This is a genomic window from Chryseobacterium sp. MDT2-18, assembly GCF_030815285.1.
GTDB lineage: Bacteria > Bacteroidota > Bacteroidia > Flavobacteriales > Weeksellaceae > Kaistella > Kaistella salivictor.
Genome location: NZ_JAUSWQ010000017.1, coordinates 13,499 through 38,781 on the forward strand (window position 1 = coordinate 13,499; position 25,283 = coordinate 38,781).

At 36.5% G+C, this 25,283-nt stretch carries 23 protein-coding genes and 1 other RNA gene; 7 read left to right on the forward strand and 17 right to left on the reverse strand.

What is annotated here, in order from left to right; genetic code table 11:
* Positions 1-7: 7 nt before the first annotated feature.
* Positions 8-655 (reverse strand): O-methyltransferase, encoded by a 648-nt coding sequence (locus QF004_RS13480; RefSeq protein ID WP_307427301.1) that lies wholly within the window; start codon positions 653-655, stop codon positions 8-10.
* 95 nt (positions 656-750) lie between these two features.
* Entirely contained in the window at positions 751-1,587 is an 837-nt protein-coding gene (locus tag QF004_RS13485; protein ID WP_133438930.1) for an OmpA family protein, read from the reverse strand.
* A gap of 89 nt (positions 1,588-1,676) precedes the next feature.
* On the opposite strand from QF004_RS13485, the gene tilS reads away from it, so the two are divergent.
* The gene (gene tilS / locus QF004_RS13490) at positions 1,677-2,978 is read left to right on the forward strand and encodes a tRNA lysidine(34) synthetase TilS (protein WP_307427304.1); all 1,302 of its coding nucleotides are present in this window, start codon (positions 1,677-1,679) and stop codon (positions 2,976-2,978) included.
* 41 nt (positions 2,979-3,019) lie between these two features.
* Entirely contained in the window at positions 3,020-5,089 is a 2,070-nt protein-coding gene (locus tag QF004_RS13495) for a thioredoxin family protein (protein WP_307427307.1), read from the forward strand.
* Positions 5,090-5,173: 84 nt separating this feature from the next.
* Here the strand turns inward: QF004_RS13495 and QF004_RS13500 are convergent, their stop codons facing one another.
* The 5 genes from QF004_RS13500 to QF004_RS13520 form a co-directional block, all read right to left on the reverse strand.
* Positions 5,174-5,890 carry an AAA family ATPase gene (locus tag QF004_RS13500; RefSeq protein WP_307427309.1) on the reverse strand — a complete coding sequence of 239 codons (717 nt, stop codon included), beginning with the start codon at positions 5,888-5,890 and terminating at the stop codon, positions 5,174-5,176.
* 67 nt (positions 5,891-5,957) lie between these two features.
* Positions 5,958-6,785, reverse strand: coding sequence for a GLPGLI family protein (locus QF004_RS13505; RefSeq protein ID WP_307427313.1), 828 nt, complete (start codon positions 6,783-6,785; stop codon positions 5,958-5,960).
* Positions 6,775-7,833, reverse strand: a complete 1,059-nt coding sequence (locus QF004_RS13510; RefSeq protein ID WP_307427316.1) for a hypothetical protein — start codon at positions 7,831-7,833, stop codon at positions 6,775-6,777. Before QF004_RS13510 ends, QF004_RS13505 begins: the two co-directional genes overlap by 11 nt.
* A 441-nt stretch (positions 7,834-8,274) precedes the next feature.
* A complete protein-coding gene (locus QF004_RS13515; protein WP_307427319.1) occupies positions 8,275-8,781 on the reverse strand; it encodes a hypothetical protein in 507 nt (168 codons plus the stop codon).
* A gap of 98 nt (positions 8,782-8,879) precedes the next feature.
* Complete coding sequence (locus QF004_RS13520) at positions 8,880-9,410, reverse strand: hypothetical protein (RefSeq protein WP_307427321.1); 531 nt, start codon at positions 9,408-9,410, stop codon at positions 8,880-8,882.
* Between the two features lie 539 nt (positions 9,411-9,949).
* On the opposite strand from QF004_RS13520, the gene QF004_RS13525 reads away from it, so the two are divergent.
* Positions 9,950-10,171: a PspC family transcriptional regulator gene (locus tag QF004_RS13525; protein ID WP_133438939.1), complete on the forward strand. Its 222-nt coding sequence runs from the start codon at positions 9,950-9,952 to the stop codon at positions 10,169-10,171.
* Positions 10,172-10,212: 41 nt separating this feature from the next.
* Complete coding sequence (locus tag QF004_RS13530) at positions 10,213-10,725, forward strand: GNAT family N-acetyltransferase (RefSeq protein WP_307427324.1); 513 nt, start codon at positions 10,213-10,215, stop codon at positions 10,723-10,725.
* 51 nt (positions 10,726-10,776) lie between these two features.
* Here QF004_RS13530 and QF004_RS13535 read toward each other — a convergent pair whose 3' ends face one another.
* The 3 genes from QF004_RS13535 to QF004_RS13545 form a co-directional block, all read right to left on the reverse strand.
* Positions 10,777-11,508 (reverse strand): SIMPL domain-containing protein, encoded by a 732-nt coding sequence (locus QF004_RS13535; protein ID WP_307427327.1) that lies wholly within the window; start codon positions 11,506-11,508, stop codon positions 10,777-10,779.
* 129 nt (positions 11,509-11,637) lie between these two features.
* Positions 11,638-12,402: a carboxypeptidase regulatory-like domain-containing protein gene (locus QF004_RS13540; RefSeq protein WP_307427330.1), complete on the reverse strand. Its 765-nt coding sequence runs from the start codon at positions 12,400-12,402 to the stop codon at positions 11,638-11,640.
* Entirely contained in the window at positions 12,402-13,199 is a 798-nt protein-coding gene (locus QF004_RS13545) for a hypothetical protein (protein ID WP_307427332.1), read from the reverse strand. The genes QF004_RS13540 and QF004_RS13545 overlap by 1 nt, the downstream gene beginning before the upstream one ends.
* Positions 13,200-13,658: 459 nt before the next feature.
* Between QF004_RS13545 and ssrA the strand changes: the two genes are divergently transcribed.
* Positions 13,659-14,057: a transfer-messenger RNA gene (gene ssrA, locus QF004_RS13550) on the forward strand.
* Positions 14,058-14,481: 424 nt separating this feature from the next.
* On the opposite strand, the gene pckA is transcribed toward ssrA, so the two are convergent.
* From pckA to QF004_RS13580, 6 genes are all read right to left on the reverse strand, one after another.
* On the reverse strand, positions 14,482-16,086 hold the full coding sequence (gene pckA / locus QF004_RS13555; protein WP_307427334.1) for a phosphoenolpyruvate carboxykinase (ATP): 1,605 nt from the start codon (positions 16,084-16,086) through the stop codon (positions 14,482-14,484).
* A 128-nt stretch (positions 16,087-16,214) separates the two neighbouring features.
* Positions 16,215-17,111 (reverse strand): GYDIA family GHMP kinase, encoded by an 897-nt coding sequence (locus QF004_RS13560; protein WP_307427337.1) that lies wholly within the window; start codon positions 17,109-17,111, stop codon positions 16,215-16,217.
* Between the two features lie 13 nt (positions 17,112-17,124).
* A complete protein-coding gene (fabD, locus tag QF004_RS13565; RefSeq protein WP_133438960.1) occupies positions 17,125-18,003 on the reverse strand; it encodes an ACP S-malonyltransferase in 879 nt (292 codons plus the stop codon).
* Positions 18,004-18,059: 56 nt separating this feature from the next.
* Positions 18,060-20,000, reverse strand: a complete 1,941-nt coding sequence (locus tag QF004_RS13570; protein ID WP_307427339.1) for a LysM peptidoglycan-binding domain-containing protein — start codon at positions 19,998-20,000, stop codon at positions 18,060-18,062.
* Positions 20,001-20,036: 36 nt separating this feature from the next.
* Complete coding sequence (bshC, locus tag QF004_RS13575; RefSeq protein WP_307427342.1) at positions 20,037-21,623, reverse strand: bacillithiol biosynthesis cysteine-adding enzyme BshC; 1,587 nt, start codon at positions 21,621-21,623, stop codon at positions 20,037-20,039.
* A 9-nt stretch (positions 21,624-21,632) separates the two neighbouring features.
* Positions 21,633-23,561, reverse strand: a complete 1,929-nt coding sequence (locus QF004_RS13580; RefSeq protein WP_307427344.1) for a putative porin — start codon at positions 23,559-23,561, stop codon at positions 21,633-21,635.
* 213 nt (positions 23,562-23,774) lie between these two features.
* Here QF004_RS13580 and QF004_RS13585 point away from each other — a divergent pair, with 213 nt between their 5' ends.
* Both QF004_RS13585 and QF004_RS13590 read left to right on the forward strand, forming a co-directional pair.
* On the forward strand, positions 23,775-23,966 hold the full coding sequence (locus tag QF004_RS13585) for a DUF4372 domain-containing protein (protein WP_307427349.1): 192 nt from the start codon (positions 23,775-23,777) through the stop codon (positions 23,964-23,966).
* A gap of 26 nt (positions 23,967-23,992) precedes the next feature.
* On the forward strand, positions 23,993-24,127 hold the full coding sequence (locus QF004_RS13590; RefSeq protein ID WP_373456912.1) for a hypothetical protein: 135 nt from the start codon (positions 23,993-23,995) through the stop codon (positions 24,125-24,127).
* 269 nt (positions 24,128-24,396) lie between these two features.
* Here QF004_RS13590 and QF004_RS13595 read toward each other — a convergent pair whose 3' ends face one another.
* Positions 24,397-25,071 (reverse strand): hypothetical protein, encoded by a 675-nt coding sequence (locus QF004_RS13595; RefSeq protein ID WP_307427354.1) that lies wholly within the window; start codon positions 25,069-25,071, stop codon positions 24,397-24,399.
* Positions 25,072-25,283 lie beyond the last annotated feature (212 nt).

Genomic DNA, 25,283 nt, shown 5'->3' on the forward strand with positions numbered 1-25,283 from the left:
TAAAGTTTTATTTTTTTCTGATTAAGTGAAGTCCGTCCCGCAAAGGTAAAATAACATTTTCGAAATTCTCCTCTTTTGCAACCATGTCATTGAGTTCTTTGATAATTTGCGTTGATTTCTGTTTTGGATGTTCTTCTAAAACCTTTCCATACCACAATACATTATCAAAAAGAATAACTGCACCGCTTTTAATTCTAGGCTTTATTAAATTGAAATACTCGACATAATTTTCTTTGTCAGCATCGATGAAAACGAAATCGAAAATGGCATCCGTTTCTTCTAAAAAAACTTTGGCATCTTTTAACTGAAAATCGATCTGATCTGCAAATTCACTTTCATTAAAATATTTCCTGGGTAAATAGGCCAATTCTTCATTAATGTCTAAAGTGGTTATTTTCCCCTGCGGTGATAAACCTTCGGCTAAACACAAAGTCGCATAACCGGTAAAAGTTCCTATTTCCAGAATATTTTTCGGCTGCAACATCTTCGACAAAAGCGCCAGAAATCTTCCCTGCAGATAACCGGAAATCATGTGCGGCTGCGTCGTTTTCTGGAAAGTTTCTTTTCGTAATCTTTTCAGAATATCGGGTTCTGCCGAGGTGTGATTTTCTAAATAGCGGTCCATTTCGGGACAATTTTCTTCAAAAAAACTCATTGGGTATTAATTTAAGTCAAATTTAAGCATTTAAAATAAAAGCGCTGTTAGAGCTTCAACCTCTAACAGCGCTAAAAATATATCCTGAAATTTATTTAGTTTTTCACTGGAGCAATATCCATTAACTTCATAAATTCATCTAATTTAGGCATGATGATAATTTCTGTTCTTCTGTTCTCCGCTCTTCCGGAAACAGATGCGTTGGTGGTTTTCGGGTTGTACTCGCTTCGTCCGCCAGCCGTAATTCTCGCTGGATTTACGCCGAATCTTGTCTGAAGAACTTTCGCCATTGATGTTGCTCTCAACGCTGATAAATCCCAGTTGTCTTTTGGTAAATTATTAGAACTCAACGGAACATTATCGGTATTTCCTTCGATCAATACAGAATAAGTATCGTAATCGTTAATCACTTTCGCTACTTTTCCTAACACATCCTGTGCGGCAGGTAAAATGTTATAATCTCCCGTTTTGTACAACATATTGTCAGACAGAGAAATCATGACCACTCCTTTTAAAACCTTCACCTGAACATCGTTATCTGCGATATTATCCAAAGAACGTTTTAATTTATTAGACAAAGCCAAGTTCAAACTGTCGTTTTTAGAATTGGTAGAAATTAATTGCTTGATGTATTTGTTAGAAGAATTGATCTCTCCAATTAATTTATCAATATTCGCAGAACCTTTTCCACTATTTGATAAACACGCATCGAGGGAAGATTTCAAAGCATCGTTTTGTCCTTTTAGCAAAGCATTTTCGCTTGCCAGACCGGAATTAACACCTTTCAAATCCTGAATCTCACGTTGTCTCTCACCAACATTGGTAATACACTGGTTGTAATTTGTATTCAATGCATCAAACTGCTTCTTGCTTACACAAGAAGTCATCAATAATGCCATTCCCAGAACGGCTCCTATTTTTCCAATATTCATAATAATCTTTTTGTTCGTCCAAAAATAGAGAATTCAATTTGAACAGAAGAATTATCTTTGCTAAATATTCCTTAAAAAATCCTTAAAAATTGGTTAACTCAAAGACTTTTCAGCATGCTTTGGAAGAAATCTCCGCTGATTACCGGAATGCAAATTTTCTACTTGCAGTTAGTGGTGGCGCTGATTCTATGGTATTGCTTCATTTATTTAAATCAACGGATTTAACATTGCAAGTCGCTCATATTAACTATAAACTCCGCGGAAACGATTCTGATGAAGACCAGAAGTTAGTACAGGAGTTTTGTAAAAAACACACGATTCCGTTTCATCTATATCAAGTTTCCGAAAAAGACAACCAACCCAAAAATTCGATACAGGATTGGGCGAGAACCATTCGGTATGATTTCTTTCGAAAAATTCAGCAGGATCAAAAACTGGACTTTATTGTCACCGCACATCATCTGAATGACCAACTGGAAACTTTCATCATCAATCTTTCAAAAGCATCCGGAATTAAAGGATTAAGTGGAATTCCTGCGAATGAAAACAAAATTCTGAGACCGCTGCTTGGTTTTTCTAAACAGGAAATTTATGATTTTGCTAAAGAAAATAAGATTGAATTCCGGGAAGATTTATCCAATCAAAAAAATGATTATTTAAGGAATAAAATCCGCAACGAAATCGTGCCGCACCTGCTGAAAGTCAATGAAAATTTTTTGGAAAACTTTGGAAAGAGCATTTCATATCTCAATCAATCCAAAAATTTCATTGAAGAACAAATTTCAGGGATCGAAAAAGAAATTATCATTCATCAGGAGGATTATTTAATAATGAAGAAAGATCTCTTTTTTAATCAAAGTAATTTTGTCAGGTTTGAAATCCTGCGAAAATATGGTTTTAATGAAGGTGAAGAAATTGAAAAAATCCGAAAAGCAAAAACCGGTAAGAAATTTATTTCCAGTGAATATCAGCTCACCATCGACCGTAAAATCTTGATTTTAAAAAAGATTGCGGATGAAATTGAAACAGAGGACAAGGAAGAAATTATTTTGACTTTAAATGATGAAAGTCAAATCCTGATTCCCGACCTGGTTCTTTCAGAAATTAAAGAATTAGGAAAATTGGAATGGAAATTTGATGCTGAAAAAATCCTGTTTCCTTTAAAGTTAAGACGAAAAAAGGATGGCGATTTATTCTTTCCAATAGGAATGATAGGCAAAAAGAAGATCTCAAAATTTTTTAAGGATGAAAAAATCCCTATTTTAGCCCAGCAAAAAATCTGGCTTTTGTGCGACGGTGAAGATCGTATATTAGGAGTGCTCCCGTTGCGCCAGGACAGAAGATTTGTAGCATCTAAAGAAAGTCCAGAAATCATAAAAGTAAAATCATAGTGTCCGGTAAAGCAAGCGGACCGCAAAAAAGTAAAGTGAAAATGAAATTTAAAAATTGGTTTATCCTCATCGTCCTTTTCCTTTTTCAAGGAATTAGCGCACAAATAAAAGATCCTGTAAAATTCAAATACCAAATTAATTCATTACCAAACAATGAATATGAAGCCGTTTTAACCGCCACGATTGATAAAAACTGGCACATTTATTCCAAAGATTTGCCACCAGATTCCGGGATTCCTACCGAAATGAAACTCAGTTCCAAAGACGGCATCAACCTCATCGGGAAAGTCGCAGAAGTGGGTAAAAAGCACGATGAATTTTCGGAAGCTTTCGGCGCTCAAATCGTTTATTATTCTGACAAGGTTTTATTTAAACAGAAATTCAGTCTTAAAAATAATGCAAAACCGGCAAATGTTGTTGCTGAAATCACCTATCAAACCTGTGATGACCGCGTTTGTCTGGCACCGAACACTTTAGAATTCGAACAGAAAGTAATTCCCATTGCGGCTACCGAAACAGTAAGTACAACCGAAGAAATCACCGCGACGGCCATTACCGGCGAAAATAAAGACAGCATCCGAACCATTGAAATTCAGGAAACAACAATTACTACTCCAATTCCTGCAGTTCAGGAAGGTTTAAAAGTAGCCTCTATTGATTTCGCCAATCCGCAAACAGATTGTGGAATTGTTCAGGAAAAAAATTCAGAAAATTTCTGGACGTATCTGCTATTAGGATTTTTCGGCGGATTGATCGCTTTGTTGACTCCATGTGTTTTTCCGATGATTCCTCTGACGGTTTCTTTCTTCACCAAAGGATCGAAAGACAAAGCAAAAGGGAAAAGAGATGCCTTTATTTACGGATTTTTCATCCTCTTGATTTTTGTATTACTAAGTGTTCCGTTTCATATTATTGACGGAATTGCCGGAAATGTTTTCAATCAAATTTCCACAAGTGTTTGGTTGAATATTGTATTCTTCATCATATTTCTGTTTTTCGCCGGAAGTTTCTTCGGCTATTACGACATTACATTACCGAGTTCGATTGCCAACAAATCTTCGAAAGCAGAAGATGCAGGCGGAATTATCGGAATCTTTTTCATGGCTTTAACGTTGGTCATTGTTTCATTTTCATGTACGGGACCCATTTTAGGAAGTTTATTGGGAAGTTCTCTTACCGGTTCGGCAAATATTCCTATGTTACTGACTTTTGCTCTTGCAGGATTTGGATTTTCATGGGCAATCGTTTTTGGATTGCTGGCTTTGTTTCCACAGGCTTTGCAAAGTTTACCAAAATCTGGAGGTTGGATGAATACGGTGAAAGTTGTTTTAGGTTTCATCGAATTAGGACTGGCTTTAAAATTCTTATCAAAAGCAGATTTGGTTTCCAAAACATTCTTCCTGAAAAGAGAATTATTTATTGTGATCTGGATTCTGATTTCGATTGGTTTAGTTCTTTATTTATTCGGGAAAATCAAATTTCCACATGATGATAAAAAAGCTAAAATTTCGATGACCAGAAAAGTGATCGGCGTTTTAGGAATCGGATTTATCATCTATTTAATTCAGGGATTATTTCCCGGAGAAAGACCGAAGCTGCAATACCTGAGTGGAATTTTGCCTCCAATCAATGTGAGTTATCTCCATGATGAAAAAGACGGGATTTTAGGAATGCATCCGGAACATGATTATTTCAAAGCCATTGAAATTGCGAAAAAAGAAAACAAACCCTTGTTGATCGACTTTACCGGTTACGGTTGTGAAAACTGCCGTAAAATGGAGGAATTCGTCTGGAGCGAACCGGATATTTTACCGATTTTACAAAACGAAGTAATATTAGCCTCTTTATATGTTGATGATAAAGAAGCGCTTCCAGAAAACGAGCAAACATCGGTTGACATGGGCAACGGACAAAAGAAAAAAGTGAAAACGATTGGTGACAAATGGAGTTTGTTCCAGCAGATCAACTTTAATAATAATTCCCAGCCGCACTATGTTTTGGTAACACCGGACGGAAAAGTAATCAATACGCCCGTTTCTGGATATATGCCAAAAGAGGATTTCAAAGCCTTCCTGAAGTGCGGGATTGCTTATTTTAAGACGAAGAGATGATAGACTTATAGAGAATAGACGAAGAGACAATAGACCCTTAGTCTTGTCATAAAATAACCGGCAGTCACTGTCGGTTATTTTTTATTAGAGTGGTTTTTCTTCCTTTTCTAATTTTGCGATCAGTAAAGATTTTATTTTCGTAAAAGCATAATCTTTTGCTTCGGCGAAAGAAACATGATACAGCCGCTCAAAACTTTTAAGATGTTCGGGAAAAGATTTCAAAAGCCTGTCATAGTAAGAGTCCAAGACAGCATCATTGGGCATTTCAAAATTAATTCTGAGCTGAAATCTTCTTAACAAAGCAATATCGATAATTTCGGCATGATTGGTAGCGGCGATAAGCAGAGCATTGGCCGGATAATAATCGATGAGCTGAATAATCGTATTGACCAGTCTTCGCATTTCGCCAACATCTTTATCATCGCTTCCTCTTTCCTTACCGATCTGGTCGAATTCATCCAGGAAAAGAACTGCTTTTTCCCGGGCAGCTTTATCGAAAACCTGTTTCAGATTCTGTGAAGTCTCCCCAATTCTGGAACAGACCACATTACTCAGGTTCAAAATCATGATAGGCTTTCCGAGTGCGTGAGCGATGGCTTTTGCGGTCGTGGTTTTTCCGCAGCCGGAATGTCCCTGCAGGAGAATTTTGTTATTCACCGGCAAACCGTATTTGGTAAGTTCGTCAACATATCTGTATTCTTTGATGAGTTGCTGAATATTTTGGTGATTGTATTTATTCAGGAAAACATCTTCTAAAGAAACGGCTTCTCTGTCATTGATAATAAGGTCGAATACATTCATGATTGCTGATTTCTAAGTGCAAATTTAGGGAAGATTTGGGAAATTAATGATTTGAAGAAATCAAAATCTATGGATAAAAAATCGCCTTATTCAAATTAATAGGATTATTATATTTTTTGATAATATTTCTCAATCGATCGTTCACTTCCCTACTATTTGAAGAATTGACAATTGTTCCATCGTTCAGATAAAATTCATTATTACTGGAATTTCCTGTTCCGTTTTTTATAAAATTCACAGGAGATTCATAATATTTTAATTTTGCACTTTTATACTTTTCCCAAGTTACGGGAACACTCATTTGATGCGCTATTTCAAGATATTGATTTCCTGCCGGTTCTTTTATTTTTTCCGATTTTGCTAAAGAAAATTTGTAATTGTTTTTATCGTCCGAAATCTCGGTAATTAATCCCGGCAGGCCATGAAATTTATAAGGTCCTTCCTGAAAAGGGAATTCTGTAGTAAACCACGCAATCCAATTTCTACCTCCCCAAGTTGTGGTGGCTTTTTGAAGTATTAAATCTTTGACCAACTTTTTATCGGTGCTTAGTTTCCAGATTTGGGAATCTTTTGTTTGCAATCCGAGAATTGTATTTTCTAGCAAATCGTATTCGCTGAAATCTGAACTTCCTTTTTGATGTTTGATAATGGTGGAAGTATTCAGTTTCATCTCTTTTGGAAAAGGAATATTATTTGCGACCAAGGAATCTGCAATAAAATAATCTCTCGTGTAGTAAAGAACTTCATTCCCGGTAATATCTAAATGGTAGTTTTCTTTGGTGGTCAGGTTCATGGTAGAATCTTTTTTGTACTCAACATCATAAATAAATCGGTGAGTTTGCGCATTACCATAAACACTGCAAAGTATAATCAAAAAAATAAAATTAGTTTTCATCTGCTTTATCATTTATAAAGTTTAATTCTTCCTCGCTTAAATTCACAAGCCCTTTGTCATCACTAATCTTCATGTTTTTCCAGAAATAACCGTTAATATCAACTGGATTCTCAACGCCACGTTCTTCAGTCGGTTTAAAACTTTTGAAAATGATATCTCTGGCATTCCGATATTCAAAAACTTTATCACCCATTGCATATTTAATACCCTCGTATCTAATGCTTATTTTGGAAGGCACGTATTTTTCTCCGCTTTTATAAAATTCAAAAATATAAGTTCCATCCGGCGACTGGCGTTGGTATTCAAAACCATCTTCATCTTTAAAAACCTCCAGACTGGCATTACTCTGCTTAAAATTCATTTCGAATAAAGTAATTACCTTATCTGCTTTGTTATATCTGAACGTTCCAGTATAAGTGATGTTGTCAGTCATTTTAATTTTATAAGAAATTTCCTGTTCGAATTCATTTTCGTAAAGTAGTTTACCGGAGGTTACCGCATTTTTATTTTTACTGCGTCGCATCATATAAAAAAGTTCATAGTCAAAAAACATACTTCCGACAGGTTGATGACTTACCTTTTGTGGTTTTACTTTAATATTAAAGTCATTGTTTTCCAATTTTAAATATCTCAAGGTGTCAATTTGTAATTGCACAAAATTTTTATGCTTCCCATTAAATGCTTCTTTCGCATTATATTGTCCATCTCGGGTCCAAAATTTCCCGTCTGCTACCACCAATAATTTCATTTTATTATTTTCAAATCTTTTTTGAGAATAAGTGACATCAAAGATGGCGGGCTTATCATAATATCTGTCTGTATAATTTTTGGAAACATCTGTAAAAATCTTTTTGATGTCAACCGAAACTATTTTCACCTCATCTATATCATTGTAAAGCGGTTTTAGTTTTATACTTGATTGAAATTTGGAGGTTTTCAAGGTTTCATATCCGGTGAAAGAAACTTCAAATTGTTTCGCATCTTTCGGAAGCGAAATAGAACCATCATCATTAGAATAGAAAATCTGATCTGCCAGAATAATTCTCACATTGGGAATTGCCTTACCTGTTTCAGCATCCGCGTTTGAGAATTGAGTATAGAAAAAGAAAATACAAAAAAAAGTAAAATTTGCTTCATAAAATAAGTTTGTTAGTGGAACATTTTAAAGTTCGTCTAAAATTATATTAATTTTGAATACAAAAGTGATAAGGAAAAGATAAATTTTCGGAGATTTAGTTAATTATTACTAAATAATAAGCACTATGAAATCATTACTGTTAAAAACACCAAAAAGAAATTTCTAAATAAAAATAACCAACACAAAAATGCCGGTTATTTTGAAAATATAACTGAAAATTATTTTAGCCCGGATTGAGCGGGTTTGTCTGAGCTCTTTTTCTGCGGTTCCTGAACCGCAGAAAAAAGCGAGCCGTGAAAGCCGGACCGAATTTCATAAGTAGCAAAAATCCTGTTGCTCCTAAAAAACAAATTAATTGGTAATCGGAAGACTGCTGAATCCAATCGAAGTTTTCACTGAAATATCGGAAGTAGGCGATTGCTTCAATACATACACCAACCGCTGCTGAACGCTGCCCGATTTCATCATACGGTCTAAAGTAGCCGAAGTGCTTACATCCAGCGAAAGTGAGCTTCCAACATTATCCGGAATATCTTCCCGTGAGGCAACCAACACTTCATTGCTGCCATTATTAGAAAGATACACTTTCACCGATTTGAAAAGCCCGACACTAGTGTTCGAATTTACAGAAAGGGTGGCATTTGAAACGCGGATATCTTTTACATTAGCTCCCGCTCCCGTTAACTGATTAATACTTTGTGCCGCAGAAATAATGGATAATGTGGTGTTTGCCGGAGATCCGGAAGTCACCAAAACCGTTGCATTATACGGAAAGGTATTCTGCAAAATCGAAGAAACAGTGGAACAACTCGCGAGAGTCGCAGTGGCAACAATCGCAGATAAAAAAATATTTTTCATAACTGTAGTAATTTAATTAATTTCTCTTATCCAGAAATTGTACCAAGTCTTTCTTTTAACAAAATCTTAACGGTAGGCGGAAAATATTTTGAAAGTGATTATTCTAAATTTACGGTGAATTTTCCTTTGGCTTCACCTGACGCCATATTGCTTTTCCCAATGATGAGCCAGATTTCTCCTTTTTCTTTGTTATCATATTTTATTTCTCTGCCGAAAGGGCCGTCATATTGGCCGTTCGCCAATTTAATTTGGTTAAAACGGATGTTCATATCAGAATTTTCCGGAGTTATTTTTCCGATGAGTTGTCTTCGGTTAAAATCCCGGATTTTCACAACCATCTGCTGATCTTCAGTGGTGAATTCATCGGAAAGCAGTATTGGAAGTTGATCAGCATTAATGGTCTGAATAATTTTATTCCCGCCAACCGTTCTTTCTGTTTTGAATGACTCTTTTAAAGCGCTGTTTTCGTCAATAGAAACAATTCCGTTTGCGGCGGAGTCCATTTTATTATGAATAGCCTTTTGCTCTGAAACAATGACAGAATCATTATCTACGGTATTTTCCGATACCACTTCCTTTTTCTGACACGACATGATTATTAAGGGAAGGATTGCAAGAAATTTTTTCATTGATTTTATTTTAAAGATTCGTGAAAGAGCGTTTTGGGAAAGAAATGTTTTCCCCATTATATTTTTAATTTGGTTAAAATCTATTTTTTCTAATGTTGATCGTACTTTTCATCTGTATAATTCAGCAATTGTCTTTCATTATAATCAAAACCTGCCGAGGAAAATTGAACTCAGAACCATATTATTTGGATTGGTTATTTCGGACAGTTAATAAAACAACGAGCCAAAATTGTTCCATAATAAAACCAACATTTGACTGATTACAAGGCATTCGTATTACTATTAATTTTGGATATGGGACTGAATATTTAGAAAAACCATAATTCACCACGATTAAGATAAAGCTGCAAAATCGCACGCGCAAAGTCTTTAAATCAATTCAAACAATCTTTTACCTTGCTAAAAACCGCCTTTTCTAAATCCTCTGAGAGAATTCCTGATACTCAAAACCCTGTTACTTCCTCACTTTCATTTAATCTTACCGCTGATGAAATTCAGACAGTCGCTAAAAATAATTACCTTTGTAGTCAATAAAAAAAATGCTGAATAATTTAAGACATAAAATGGAAAGACAATGGTTTGGAGTGCTCACAAGAATGGGCGCCAAACTGGGAATTCCGGTTTCTAAACTTCGGGTATTTTTTATCTACTCCACTTTTGCAACTGCGGGCGTTTTCTTTCTCATTTATTTGGGTTTAGCCTTTACCCTGTGGATTAAGGATATGTTTATCACCCGACGGCCAAACGTTTTTGATTTATAATAATACGAATTCCACGAATTTTCACAAATGAAACGAATACGATGATTTGGTTTGAAGAATTGCAAACTCGCAAAAAACTTTCGAGAATTTATGCTGCTTACGAAAACACTTTTCCGGAAGACGAACGAAGAGATCAAGAACAATTTCTTTCATTATTACAAAATCCTGACTGTTTTATTTTCGCCGTAAAAAACGATGATGATTTTGTCGGTTATTTAATTCTTTGGAAATTAGAAAATTCCTGTTTTTTGGAACATTTCGAAGTCTTTGAAGAATACCGAAATCTGAAATTAGGTTCGCAGATTTTAGCAGAATTAAAGGAAAAATTTGGCAATATCGTTTTAGAATCTGAACCGAATTCTTTAGGTGAAATGGCTGAAAGAAGAATTAATTTTTACATCAGAAATGGTTTCTCGGTTATTTCGCAGGATTATATCCAACCGAGTTACGGGATTGGCAAGAATTCAATCAACTTATTTTTGCTGAGTAATTTTGCCGTGGAAAACGTGAAGAAAATTGAAGAAGAACTGCTTTCTAAAGTTTATCAGTTGTAAAAAAAAGTGATAAAGCTTTTTGTAGAAATACAACTTTAGCAAAATAAAACATTAATCAACCTCATATTCCAGCTTAATTGTAATACGCGCCTCCTTGTCTTTGGACGAAGTATTAAACGTCCCGCCATAAGAATATTCTTCCGTGGAATTGGGTGCGGTGATTTGGGTAACACCCATCGTAGCTCTTTTTAAATGTCCCAATTTTGAACCGGAATTTTCGGCGATTTTTTCTGCGCGCTGTTTGGCATCTTTTGTGGCATCGGCAATCATCTGCTGTTTGACGTCGGCCAATTTGGTGTAGAAATAATTCGGTGGAGAAGAAGCAAATTCGATTCCCAAATTGATAATTTCGGTAATGTTTCGCGAAAGATTTTCGATTTTCGCCACCTCTTTGCTGTTGATAGAAACAGTTTGTGAAAGTTGGTAACCTGCAAAAGTCTGATGACTGGATCCATTAGAATCATTGGTATAAGTGAATTGCTTCTGAATATCTACGGCCGAAAAAACCATCTTATCTTTCGGAATTCCTTTGGACACCAAATAATTTTCAATGATCTTTTTATCGTTTGCCAATTCGTCGTAAGCGGATTTGAGTTCGAAACTGTTACGGGAAAAATTTCCGCTCCAGGTAATAAGGTCTGAGGTAAATTTATTACTTCCCAATCCGGTAACAGAAATGGTATTATCCGCTCTATTTCTATTTTTAATGGCGCTGCCTAAAAACGCAAGACCGATGATGAAACCTGCTGCCGCAATGGCGATGGCGATAATGTTTTTATTCATAACGAAGTATTTTTATGATTGCGTTTCGCAGTTTGTTTAATGAAGTTTAAAGGTAGGAATAAATTATTTTACTTTTTCACAAAATAACTCAGCATAAAAAAGCATTTTAAGGGAACAATCCTCGTTTGCTTATCTGTTTAAATATTGCGGAAGCGTTTCTTCTATGATAAAAAGTACTTTTGAGAGATTTCCTGCTTTGATATATTTATTGATTTCAGGTTTACGACCGATTGAAAACTGAAGGAATTCTGCTATCTTTTCGCCAGGAATTTTCATTTTGGTAAAATATTCATCGCCTACTTTTCCCCTAATCCATGAAATATTATCCTGAAGATCTTCATACTTATATAGCTGTCTCATTCTTCTGCCATCACCTGAAATATTTTTATATAAAGTATTTAGATTTAAATTACTTGCAGCAAAAGCCAAAACCCCTACTTTTTCAATGGTCGGAGGCGGGGTTTCTCTTGGTTTCTCAGGCGGTCCCGGAACGCCGACTTCTCTTTGAAGCTGTGCGACTTTATCAAATTTATTTAAATTTCCCGTATCACGATTCAGATCACCGGTCAATTGAACAGCCGGAATTTTCACTTCTTCAATTTCCTGAACACTCCGAATAAGTACAATAGAAAATGAACTGTAAAAACTCTGCGAATTCACTATTGCAGAGCCTCTTTCAAAACCCTGTCTGATGAACCGCAATTCGTCACTTACAGAAGCATCGATGGTAAATTCACCGTCCAGATTGGTAAACACTTTTTTTTCTGTTTTCATATTAAAAACCATCACTGCCACAAGCGGATTTTGCTCTTCATCGGCAACTGTTCCCGAAACTTTCTGAGAAAATAATGAGGTGGAAAAAGAGAGGGCAAGCAATAAAATAATTCTAACCATTAAGAACCTACTTTGTGGGTTTTGATATACTCTTTGTAGGCTAATTTCATGAGCATATCAATGGCCGAAACATCAAAATTCTTACGGTACAGTTTTGCCAAAGAATAATTCTGATCGGCATAGATGAGAAAGCGGTCGATTTGTTCTTCGTCCCAGCCTTTGGAAGTATAGAAACTTAAATCAACGGTGTTTTTTACGCGGCGATAAAACTCCTGGGTTTCTGCATAATTCGCTGTAGTTATAGGCGGCGTTTTTGCTTTCCTGATTAATCCGACTACCGCAGAAGCAATCCCTAAAACATTTACCTGTCCTGCATTATAATTCGGTGCGGCAAAAGCGGATGGAGTAGAAAGTTTCGGCGCAACTTCTGTCGGCGGTGTCCTCATATACGATTTCATATCTGAATTTAAAGCGACCACTTTCTTTGGTGGATCTAAAGCCTTAATATCTTTCTTTAAATTTCCGGTTGCCTGAAAAGTCAGGTCAATTTCTGCAATCTCGTAAGGTGATTTTGTGAGGACGATATTTAAAGGTGCGAGGAAATTCTGCGCTGAAATTTCAGAAGAGTTTCTGTCGTAACCACTTTTTATAAAACGGAGTTCATCGGTTTGTTTCGCTGCAATCATAAAGTTTCCGTCTTTATCAGACAATACTTTTTCATCGGTTCGAGTATTAAAAATAACGACACTTTGCAAAGCAGTATTGAATTCGGAACTTACTTTTCCAATAATATATTCTTGCGAAAAGAACGACACCGAAAAGCTGAAAAATAAAAGAAAAAGTAGTTTTGTTTTCATTCCGTATATTTTAGTAAAAGTAATCTGATATGGGATTGGTTTGATGTTTTTATTTTCAGATCGAGGAAAGTTTAACCAGCTTTAACGGGTTTTATGATTTTTTTAGAATTGTGTATTTCTTTTTTGTTAAAATTTGTAATGAAATTTTCTCACGATTTTCGAAACAGGACTAATTTCAGGACAATTATGGAGATTTGAACGCAGAACCATCTGCATTGCATAAAAAATTGCGAAAAAGTTTCTTCTTTGCTTAAAGATTGAAGTGAAAATCTTTTTTCGTGTTGGTTTCTTTTTCAGTGCAGTGAGTTGGCATCGGAAAAAAAAACGATAACGGATCCACCTGAACGGATAAGATCGACAATTTGAGATAGGGACTTAGAGTGCGGAATGAAATATACGTTTTTAAATAAATATTATTCTGGAATAAATTTTGCTTATCTTTGTTGTCTTATAAACATTGGGGTTGACTGGTTTCGACAGCAAGATCAATGGGTAAGGTTGCATGCAGAGAACCGTGACGCGATCTCTTTAATCCCTTGTCACAAAATTTTAACTGGCGACCAAGAGTTTGCTCTTGCAGCTTAATCCGAATTACAGTAGGATTCAGCGCTCTCCCGAAGATAGTAAGGAGGCAAGATGTCTCTCAAATGCTTCGTTCTGCGGCGTTTGATTTCGAGGCATAGCAATGCGGAAATAAGTTCTGAGAAACTTCGGCTCAGGATCGAAAACCAAAGAAGTTAAGTTGAAAATTGGGTGTCTGTGCTCTGTTTTCAGTCGAAAATTAATTGCAGAATAAGCATGTAGAAGTCTTATGTATTGCTTGTTTGGACGAGGGTTCGAATCCCTCCAACTCCACTTTACTATTAATAACTTACTGAAAACCAGTAGGTTATTTTTATTTCATTTTTTAATACCCCGTCATTTCCCCACTTTTTAAAACTACACTCCAAAATGAATGGATTTTGTCTGTGGAAGATTCTAAGAGCCACAAAGGAGCAAAATCGATATTTCTTTTAAGTATATCATAGGTTATTTTTGCTCTAATAAACGGATGATTGTTTGGATAGTGGGAACTGCTGTTTATATAAATTTAACTTCCCATAATGGTCATGATTGTGATATTGGATGTAGAGATCTTTCCATATTACAATTCGAAGTTAAACTTAAGGCAGCGCGGTAAACTTTACAACAAATTAATTTATAAGATTAAAATAACTAATGGGGGTTTAAAAAAATTCCCTCAACAAAAGTTGAGGGAATCCATATATTAAAACAACAATTCTTACAACTGCGGTCCTGCTTCTACTAATCTTCTCGCCTCATCATTATCACAATATTGTTCGAAGTTTTTGATGTAACGCGCTGCCAGATCTTTCGCTTTAACCTCCCATTCAGAAGCGCTTGCGTAAGTTGATCGTGGGTCCAGGATCCCTTCTGAAACATTTGGCAATGCAGTAGGGATTTGCAAATTCATTACAGGAATTGTTATTTTTCCTGCATTGTCGATTGATCCATCAATAATAGCATCGATGATTGCACGGGTGTCTTTCAAAGAGATTCTTTTTCCAGTTCCGTTCCAGCCGGTGTTTACCAAATAAGCTTTTGCACCGTGTTCTTTCATTTTCCCGATTAAGGTTTTAGAATACATGGTCGGGTGCAACGTTAAGAATGCCTCACCAAATGCTGGAGAAAATGATGGTTCCGGTTCTGTAATCCCTCTTTCTGTGCCCGCTAATTTTGAGGTATATCCACAAAGGAAATGGTATTGTGCCTGATCTTCGTCTAATACAGAAACCGGCGGCAATACTCCAAATGCGTCTGCTGACAAATAAACAATTTTCTTAGCATGTCCTGCTTTTGATGGCAATACAATTTTGCTGATATGATAAATCGGGTAAGAAACCCTGGTGTTTTCGGTAATTGAATTATCGGTGTAATCTGCCTCTCCATACTCGTTAACGACTACATTTTCCAACAGAGAATCTCTTCTGATCGCTTTGAAAATATCCGGTTCTTTTTCTTCTGAAAGGTCGATTACTTTTGCATAACAACCGCCTTCAAAGTTGAAAACTCCGTTGTCGTCCCAGCCATGCTCATCGTCACCAATCAAATATCTTTTTGGATCTGCAGAAAGCGTTGTTTTACCGGTTCCTGAAAGACCGAAGAACAAAGCAACATCTCCTTCTTCACCCACATTTGCAGAACAGTGCATCGATGCCATTCCTTTTAGCGGAAGGTAATAGTTCATAATGGCAAACATGCCTTTCTTCATTTCTCCTCCGTACCATGTTCCGCCGATAATCTGTATTCTTTCGGTCAGATTGAACATCACGAAATTCTCAGAATTCAATCCCTGTTCTTTCCAATTTGGATTGGTTGTTTTAGAACCGTTCATCACGATGAAATCCGGCTCGCCGAAATTTTCCAATTCAAAGTTAGAAGGACGGATAAACATATTGGTCACGAAATGGGCCTGCCATGCAACCTCCATAATGAAACGGACTTTCAGTCTTGTATCAGGATTGGTGCCGCAAAATGCATCAACCACATATATTTTTTTGGACGAAGACAATTGCTTCAAAACCAAATCCTTACAACTTTCAAAAATTTGCGGAGTGGTTGGTAAGTTGACTTTACCATCCCAATGAATGGTATCTTTGCTTACATCGTCTTTTACAATAAAACGGTCTTTCGGTGAACGTCCGGTAAAGACACCGGTTTTTACAGCCACAGCTCCAGATTTGGTCACGGCACCTTTTTCGAAACCCGCATTTTTGCAGGACATTTCCGCAGTGTACAATTCTTCGTAGCTCGGATTATAAGATACTTCTTCGTAACCGGTAATCCCGAGATTATGGAGTTGTTGGATGATTTTAATGTTCTTCATAATGTCTTTATATTTCTGATTTTTTATTACAACACAAATTTAATCATTAATAGGTTTAATGATGTTTTAAAAATAATGATATTCATCAGAATCTGCAAGAAATTTTAAAATTAACAAATGCTTGATTTTCAGCAAATTAAATCTTCAAACGCAAAGACAGTGGAAAAACCCTTTCCCCGAAAATAATCCTCAAAACCTAAAAACTTTGAACTCATTACAAAATCTCCACCCCAAGCTCCTAGGCTTTTCACGAAACTGGGGCAGTTTTCGAAATGCTTTTCTTTTACCGTTTCAATTCCGAGGAAGTCGCTCAATTTACTTTCGTGTAAGATCATTAAATCTGAAAAATTTTCTAAAGATTTCGCGTCTAAAACCTGATGCGTAATTTGCGAAAATTCTTCAATAAGTTCAGCTGATTTTTCTCTGGACCGATAGAGATTAATCCCTTCCCGGCTGTTTTGCTTTTGATTGAGATGAATGAAAATTAAATCCTTTTTAAAATCGGGATCAAAATCGATTTTCTTAATAATCCTTTCAGGTTGATTTTGGTAGAGAATTGCAGACTTTTCCTGTGCCACCGCTATATCGTAACCGCTTCCTCCCAAACAGGATTCATTGAGTCGGAAAGCGTCGACTGCTGCCCATTGTGCCAAATTATTCATTAAAGTAGAACTGCTCCCCAAACCGAAATTCGCTGGAAACTGCAAATCCGTCTTTATAGAATAAGAAGTGTTACTCTTTAATTTAGAAGCAGAAAGTTCTTTAATTTTCATTAAAACCTTTAAAATAAATTCGGCTGAGCCGGGAATATTCGTATTGAGCACGGTTCCGTTACGATAATCCAAAGTTGCATTCAGCCAGGGTTTGCCCTGATGAAGTGCTGTCCAATGAACTAATGATCTGCCATCGGGGTTTTCTGAAACAAAAAACTCCTGCCCCCATTTTGTAGGAAGAGCAAGAGCCAAGGCGCCATCGAGGACGACATATTCAGACGTGAGCAATAATTTTCCGTGGGAAAAAATCATACCCGTGTTTTTTTTAAATTGCAGAAGAAACTTCTACGGTATTATTAATTTTTTTAATTAATCCCTGCAAAGTTTTTCCAGGACCCACTTCCACGAAAGAAGTCGCCCCTCTTTGAATCATATTCTGTACAGACTGGGTCCATTTTACCGGTCCCGTTAACTGTGCAATCAGATTAAGTTTAATTTCATCAGGATCAGTCACTGCGGTTGTAGTGATGTTTTGGTAAACCGGCATTGTCGGTTTGTAAAATTTGGTATTGTGAATGGCTTCAGCTAATTTTTCCTGTGCAGGCTTCATCAAAGGGGAATGAAAAGCGCCGTTTACTGGAAGCATTAAGGCACGTTTTGCACCCGCATTTTTCATGTTTTGGCAAGCCAGTTCTACCGCCGCAGTTTCACCTGAAATCACCAGTTGTCCGGGACAGTTGTAATTGGCAGGAACCACGATTCCGGGAGTTTCTTCACAGATTTTTTCCACAAGATCATCAGCAAGACCGAGGATCGCTGCCATGGAACTTGGGTTGGCGTCACACGCTTCCTGCATTGCTTTTGCACGCGTAGAAACCAACTTCAAACCGTCTTCAAAACTTAAAACTCCATTGGCCACCAAGGCTGAAAATTCGCCTAAAGAATGGCCGGCAACCATTTCCGGTGCTACACCGTTCAGCGCCGTTTTCAGAGCAGCAACAGAGTAGATGAATATCGCAGGCTGCGTAACTTCGGTTTTTTTCAGATCTTCTTCTGAACCATTAAACATGACCGAAAGAATATCGAATCCTAAAATTTTATTGGCAGAATCCATCAAATCTTTGATGTCTTTACGGGATTCATATAATTCTTTTCCCATCCCGACATATTGTGAACCTTGTCCAGGAAATACAAGTGCTTTCATAAAGTTATTTACAGATATATTTGGCTTAAAATAATTTTTATCACCAGTGTTTTTTATTAATTAGGAATCAACCGTATCACGCGGTATCCTTTGTTGACGTATGCTCCGTTTTTTGTTTTTTCAAATTCAAACTTTGTAGCCAATTGTGTTTGCACTTTATTCATTTGTTTGAAAATTTCTCCTTTTTTATTCTCGCGGCTCAACATATCATTGACAACATCAAAACCTATGACCGCGTATTTTGAAGGGGTTTTACAATATTTCTTTTTGTAAGCTTCCAGAATTTGTTTTTCGAAAACGCCGTCGGTATCTATTTTCCGGTCCATTATATATACCAGATTACTTTGGCTCAATTCATCTATCTTTTTCTCAAACATTGGAGAATAGTACATGCTGAAGGATTTCAGTCCATCGACTTCTTTGGAAAGAGCAATCATTCTGTTGGCAAATGCATCTCCGGCATCATCATTTTTATTTGCTAAAATGGCAATAACAGGTGCTGGTTTTCCGGTCATCATATTTTGATCAGGCTGAATATCGGCGGCCGATTTTACCAAAATAATATTTGCGTTTTTTAAATTCTTTTTCAGATTGGTTTCCAGATACTTTGCATAGGTTTGATCTGCGTCTGCAACAATATAGATTTTCTGATCCGAGAAGGCATCTTTTACTTCCTTCACAATTCGGTCTGCATACACGAAATCACTTGTTTCAATAATGATCAGATTCTGGTAAGACCACAGATCTTCTGAATTTGCAAAAGGTGCTACTACAGGTATTTTGCTGCTTTTCACATAATCCAGAACCTGTAACACATTGGATTTAAAAAACGGGCCGATAATTAAATCAGTATTATCTCTATTGATTTGGGTTAAAGAATTTATAAAACTTTTCTCGTTGCCGGCATCAATTATCTTGACATCCAAGCTTTTACCACTTTTTGTATTTTGCTCAATGGCTAATTTTGCACCAGCGAGAAAGTCCAGAGACAAAGTTCTGTATTTCGAATCATTGCTGTCAAAACCAAAAGGAAGCATAATTACAACATTCAGCGCATTTCCGGATTTCTTAACATAGGCAGAATCCAATTTCTTAATTTTCAAAACCATTCCGGATTTCAAACCTTGCGATAAGTTCGGGTTCAAAGACAATAAATCATCCAGTGTGATTCCGAATTTATTCAAAATCCCGAATACGGTATCACCTGCCTGAACGGTATAAGTAACATAATCATCCGCAACCGATGTTGTAGAATAAGTTGGCGCGGAAGCGCTCTGTGAAACGGCCGTCGTCTGCACTTCTGATTTCTCCTGCTCAGAAGAACCCATTCCCTTTACCTGAATAACATCACCAGGTTGCAGCCCTTTTTCTTCCAAACCTGGATTCAGTGCGAAAAGTTCCTTTTGATTTAAATTAAATTTGCGGGATAATTTATAGTAATTGTCTTTTGGCTGAACGGTATAAGCGTTTTCGTCATTTGCTGCAACTGTAACGGTGGCAGGAGTTTTTGCAGGTTCGGGATCTGGTTGTGAAACCGTTTTTGCAGGTTCCGCTACTGCAACAGCACCTTGCTGAGCATCACCAAATTTCTGAATATTGGCTAATGGTAAAGTTACTTCGTCACCGATTTTCAGGTGGGAATCCAGTTCAGGATTCAGGGTTCTTAACTCGGTTTCGGAAATCTGATATTGCTTGGTAATCCCGTAAATCGTTTGCTTCGGTTTCAGGATGATTTTTCCTAATTTAGCGGAAGATGATACAGCTTTTTGCGGTGTCGATACGGCATTTGCAGCCGACCTGTTAATCACCAAAATATCGCCGACCGACACTTTACCGTCTTTTGAACTGGGATTTAATTTCACCAAATCATCAACGGTCATGGCATATCTTTTCGCGATATTATAAGGAGTATCTCCCTTCACCACGGTATGGGTTTTCTGGGCAGACAAACCTGCTATTGCTGTGAGACCAGCTAAAATAAAAAACTTTTTGATCATCTTGTAGAAAATATTTACAAAAATACTGCTTTAAAATTAAATAGTAAAAATTATTAATTCTGAGTTTTCAACCTCCAATGCGTCATAACAATTATGAAGCCACTCATTGCCAAAGTCTGAGTAGAATACAGAAAAATTATAAGTCCTTTCCTGCCAGGTGTTTCCCGGATGAATCTTGAGGAACAAATTTTCTAAGCGTTCCAGTTTTTCCCTGTGTTTGATTTTCTCGGCGCGGAGCAGTCTTTTTTTCATTCGGTCAAAAGATTTCAACTGTCGGGTCTGTTCGGCTTCCACCAGATTCGCAAAGGTTTTCTCGGTTGATCCTGCATTTGCTTTCAAACGGATGAACTGGTCTTTTAACTGCGTTTCCTGTTGATTTAACAGGGGTAGAATTTCATTGTCTTTTAATAAAATATGATTGGTGACGGCCGCAAAATTTCTGAAAAAATCATTAATTTTCAAACCTAAGTTTTCAGCCTTCGAAACCGTTTTTTCAGCAATCATCAACATAGAATCTCTTGGAATAAGGATCGGGAACGGGAGGCCGAGTTTTTCAAAATAATCCCGCAGTTCCAGCCAATACATGATTTCAGCATTCCCCCCGATGTAGGCAATATTCGGTAAAATGGTTTCCTGATACACCGGTCGCATCAAAGCATTCGGACTGAACCGTTCCGGATGATTTTCTAATTCGTTTAAAATTTCCTCTTTACTAAAAGATCTGTCTTTATCAACAATAACAAATTGGTCATGTTCAAAAGCAATCCTGTCCCGTGTTTCTGAAAGATAAAACAGATTAATCTCGCGCGGATTGACCTGAACCTTTCCGTATTTTCCGCTTAAGAAATCAACCGTACTTTTTGTGGTTTCAAATAAATTTTGGTTCAGCAGTTCATCCCTGAAAACCGTTTTCATTTCCGTTTTCAATTTCGCTTCATCTCCATCAAGAACCAATAAACCGTAGTCCGCAAAAAGTTTGTGCACGATAATTCTGGTTGCTTGTGAAAGTGTATTTCCTTTTTTATAGGCGCGCTTTAACAATAAAATGAGTTCAGTCCCGAAAACCGAATCTTTGAATTCTTCTTCAAACTGAGCAATAAAAAAGTCATCTTCCACCATAATTCTGCCGACTGCGCCCCCTGACTTTGCTTTGGTTTCGTAATAATTATTTTCCGTTTTGAAATGATTGATTTCTTCAAAATCATGATCTTCCGAAGCCAGCCAAAATAAAGGGACGAAATTCTTAGCCGGAAATTTTGCGTTTAAAAACTCCGCCAATTTAATGGTCTGTAAAATTTTATAAATAAAGAAAACCGGACCGGTAAAAAGGTTTAACTGATGACCGGTTGTGACGGTGAAAGTTTCTTCTAATGCTAAATGCTTCAGATTAGATTGCTGTTTTTCCGACTGTGGAAAATCGGCATATTGATTTTGTAAAACTTCGCAAAGCACTTTCCTTTTCCCCGAAGAGAAAGATTTCTCTTTTTGTAGAAACTGCTTTTCAATATTTTCAAGGTTAAAAAACTGCGGTTCGAAACCGGCAATTTTTTGCGTCAGAAAATCTTTAATAAGCAAAGGAATGCCCTCAATTTCTAAAAAAGGAATGTTGGTTAGTTTTTTCACAATTATTTTTTAACTAAATAAATACCATACAATTCCCAGATTCAACCGGAAATCATACAACGGATAATAAGGTGCGGTAAATGATTTATTCTTCATAAAGGTAGTGTTGAGGTGCTGCGCTTCGATGAAGAAAAACATTCTTTTCACTTTCATATTAAAATAAACATCGGCAATTGGCTGCCCACCAATCGCGTACGAATTTTCATTAGGCAAAATAAATTCATTCAGCACCGGGAAAAATTCACGGGAGGCAAATTTTGAAAAATAATAAACTTTAACTCCGGTCTGAATTTCGGCAGCGTTTTTAAATGCTTTGGTCTGGTAAAAAAGATTGGCTCTTCCGACAAAATTCGGCATCGGCAAAAGTTCTTTATTATTGATCGCAGATTGGAAAAGCACTTTCGGATTGAGATGGAATTTACCATAAGAAAATGTTGCGTCGCCACCGATCTGGGAAATATTTACCGAGGAAGAACTCTGCTGTGGAAGTGCTTCTGCATTCAAATAAGTATAATTATCGATTCTGAAATAATTGGCAAAAACACTGCTTTTAAACCATTTCAAATTCAGGTCACCACCAATTTCGGTAATGCTTTGGTTTTTCGGGTCTGCAAAATAATAATTAAATTTTTTATAAACCGAAGGATTGAGCAGCAAATTAAAACTTGGTGAAGCCGACTGGAAGTTCACTTTTGCATTGACGAAATAATCCGGAATGGGTTCAAACCGCACCACGTTTTGAGAACGGATAAAACTGCCGAATTCTTTTCCGGTGGAGAATTCCAGATTTGAATTTAGTGCTATTTTATCCCAAAGTTTCACCACCAGATTTCCGACAGCACCAATTCTGTTTTCCGAAATTTCCTGAGGGAAACCCAAAGCAGCCGGAAAAGGCGCACCAACTCCCAGTTTGATCATTTGATGGCGAACTCCTGCATCCAACTTAAAGTTTTCTTTATCAAAAAGAATGCTTACCGTATTGCTCAAATTTTTTGAATATTTTTTTGAAGAGGCCGGATAATCATCCAACTCTAAAGGATCGCTGAAGTAATAGCGCTCCGGCGAAGATTGATTATAATAATATTTATTCGTCTGACTGAAAATGGTATGCCGGATTTTAAACGGAAATTTTTCTGAATTGAAAGGTTTAAATTCATGGCTGAAATAATAGCGCCGGTACGCAAACTGCGAATTGGAACCGCTCAGGTTAACCTGCAGATTTTCGCGGTTGTTAAAGTCGGAATTTCCATTGAGAAACAAATCCAGATCCGCGATTCCACCATTCTCCTGATTGTTGACGTTCTGATGAATAAAATGCGCAAAGGCTTCGTATTTGCCGTTTTTTGAAAGGTAGTGTCCGGAAAACAGGACTTCATTATTGGCAGCCAAAGAGTTGAGATAATGGCCTTGTGAGCGAAGTCCGGTATATTCTACGGCGAAGTTGAATTCTCTGCCGATATTTTGGGTGTAGGTGGATTGCAGAACCGCTCCATTCCGCACCGAATTGTGGTAAATAAATGCGGCGGTTGGTGTTTTTACATCATAATACCTGATCTCCTTAATTCCTTTAATAAAATAAGATTTATTGGCCGGAAGCAGCGACAGGTTTTGCTCCGTATCTACTTCGAATACCAAAGGATTAAATCCTGAACCGACATTGGCGAACTGAACTTTGCCGAAATTATCCCGGTTATTGTATTGAGAAAATATAAAAGTTTTGTCGTGGGTAAAAACCGTATCGAAGATTTTCTTCTCCGAAAACTGTGTTCTGTAGGTATAATCGTAAATGGTTGGTTTAAAAATTTTCAGCGAATCTTTGAATCCCGAATCGATTACTAAAGTGTCACCGGGTTTCACACGGTTAGAGTCAGTTTTGTTAACAATCTGTGCATTCAGGTTATAACTAAAAAGGAATATGCAGAAAAGGATGAATCTCATTCTATTTGTTTGGTGTACAAATGTAAGAAATATGGGGAAATAAAAAAGGGAGGTGAATTTGATAATCAATATGCTGAAACCCATAGCGTCCTAAACATTTTGAAAAATGGTAAAAAAAGGGTAAAGTTTAGCATCTCAAAGTATCTTTGAGTTGCACAACAAAACCCCTCTCTGTCATGGCAAATATAACTTTGTTTTCGCAAATAATTTGCGATGCTTTTCTGCCAATTTGCAAAAAGTCAGTCAGTTCGTGATATTAGTAATGGTCTTAGATCCGCTACTGGAAATCTCAATCATTTAGGGGTACAAAAAGTGCCTAGCAAATCCTCAATCCGTTACCAAAATAAAACACGCTCGCACGAACTTTTTAAAGAGTACTATTTTAAACTGCTCCAAATACAATAGGCGAACTATATAAAAGTAGATGCCAAGTGGAAATCTTCTTCAGGGACATAAAGCAACTCCTTTACATAAAATTATTCACAGGTACAAGCGAAAATGCAGTGATGAACCAAATCTGGACCGCTTTAATAACTATTTTAATGCCAAGATCTGAAAAACTATAAAAATAAAAAGGCACACGGCTATGCACTAGCCAATTCCTGTGGAATTGAAAATATGCAAATGCTAGGTGCAATAGCTATATTTACAGTCAACTTAAAAAGAATACTGAAATTATATGTTTAGTTCTTAAAACATCGTACTTGTTACTCAAAACACTAAGACCACCCATTAAAGTTGTTTTGAAACCAATCAATAAAAAAGAAGGGATTCAATAAAAAATGGTGCTTTTCAGTGGCCACCACAAAAGCGTGTTTTTTTTTGGACAGTAATCCTACTGATCAAGAAATCCGATCATTTTAATCATATCGTCTTCTTTAGAGAAACTCAGTTTATTGATTTTAAGAAACTTTTCAAATTCCCCTTTATCGGCTCGGAATCGTGCGATGAACTCTTTGCTGTTTTTAGGAAATTTAAAGAATTCGTATCCTTTCTTCACCAAATACAGATCTTTTTCTTTTGCATAATAATCATTCGCATCTTTGCTGTAGGCATTGGGGCTTTTCTCTCCTTTTAATAATTCTATTTTTTCTCTTTTGTAGAAAGAATATTTTGGATTCTCAAGGAGCAATACTAAGTACCCGAATCTAGTTTTTGAGTCAAAGGAGTAGTTAAGGATTTGATAGGTTTTCTTTAAATCTTTGAATTCAATTTTTAAACCGTCTTCTTTATTCGCATAGTATGTCTGACCACCGTCTTCAAATTCCATTTCATCTTCATAACCGTTGTATCTAAGATTTTGAATTTTCGAACTATATCCCTGAATAATTACCTGTTGAAAATCTTTACCGTTTATATACGGATTTCCATCAATAATGTACTCTTTGGTAGTAGGCCTATTGGCTCTCATAAAGAAATTACCAGTAGAATACGAGATGTTTTCATTACCGGCCTGAGCAAATGCCAACGATTCAAACAGGATAAAAGCAAGTGTAAAAATATATTTCATTTTATTTAGAATTATTAATACAAATATAAAAAAATTAAAAACATAAAAAAGAAGCCGTCTCAAAATACAATTTGAGACGGTTTTTTATTTACTTTTTCAAGAGGTTAAATTTTGGATTATAATATGCTTTTTCAGAATAGTCTAAAAAATGCTGCTTTTAAGCACTTTTCTTTCTTAGATTGTGTGCTAAAGCGTGTAATCCGAACTCCAAT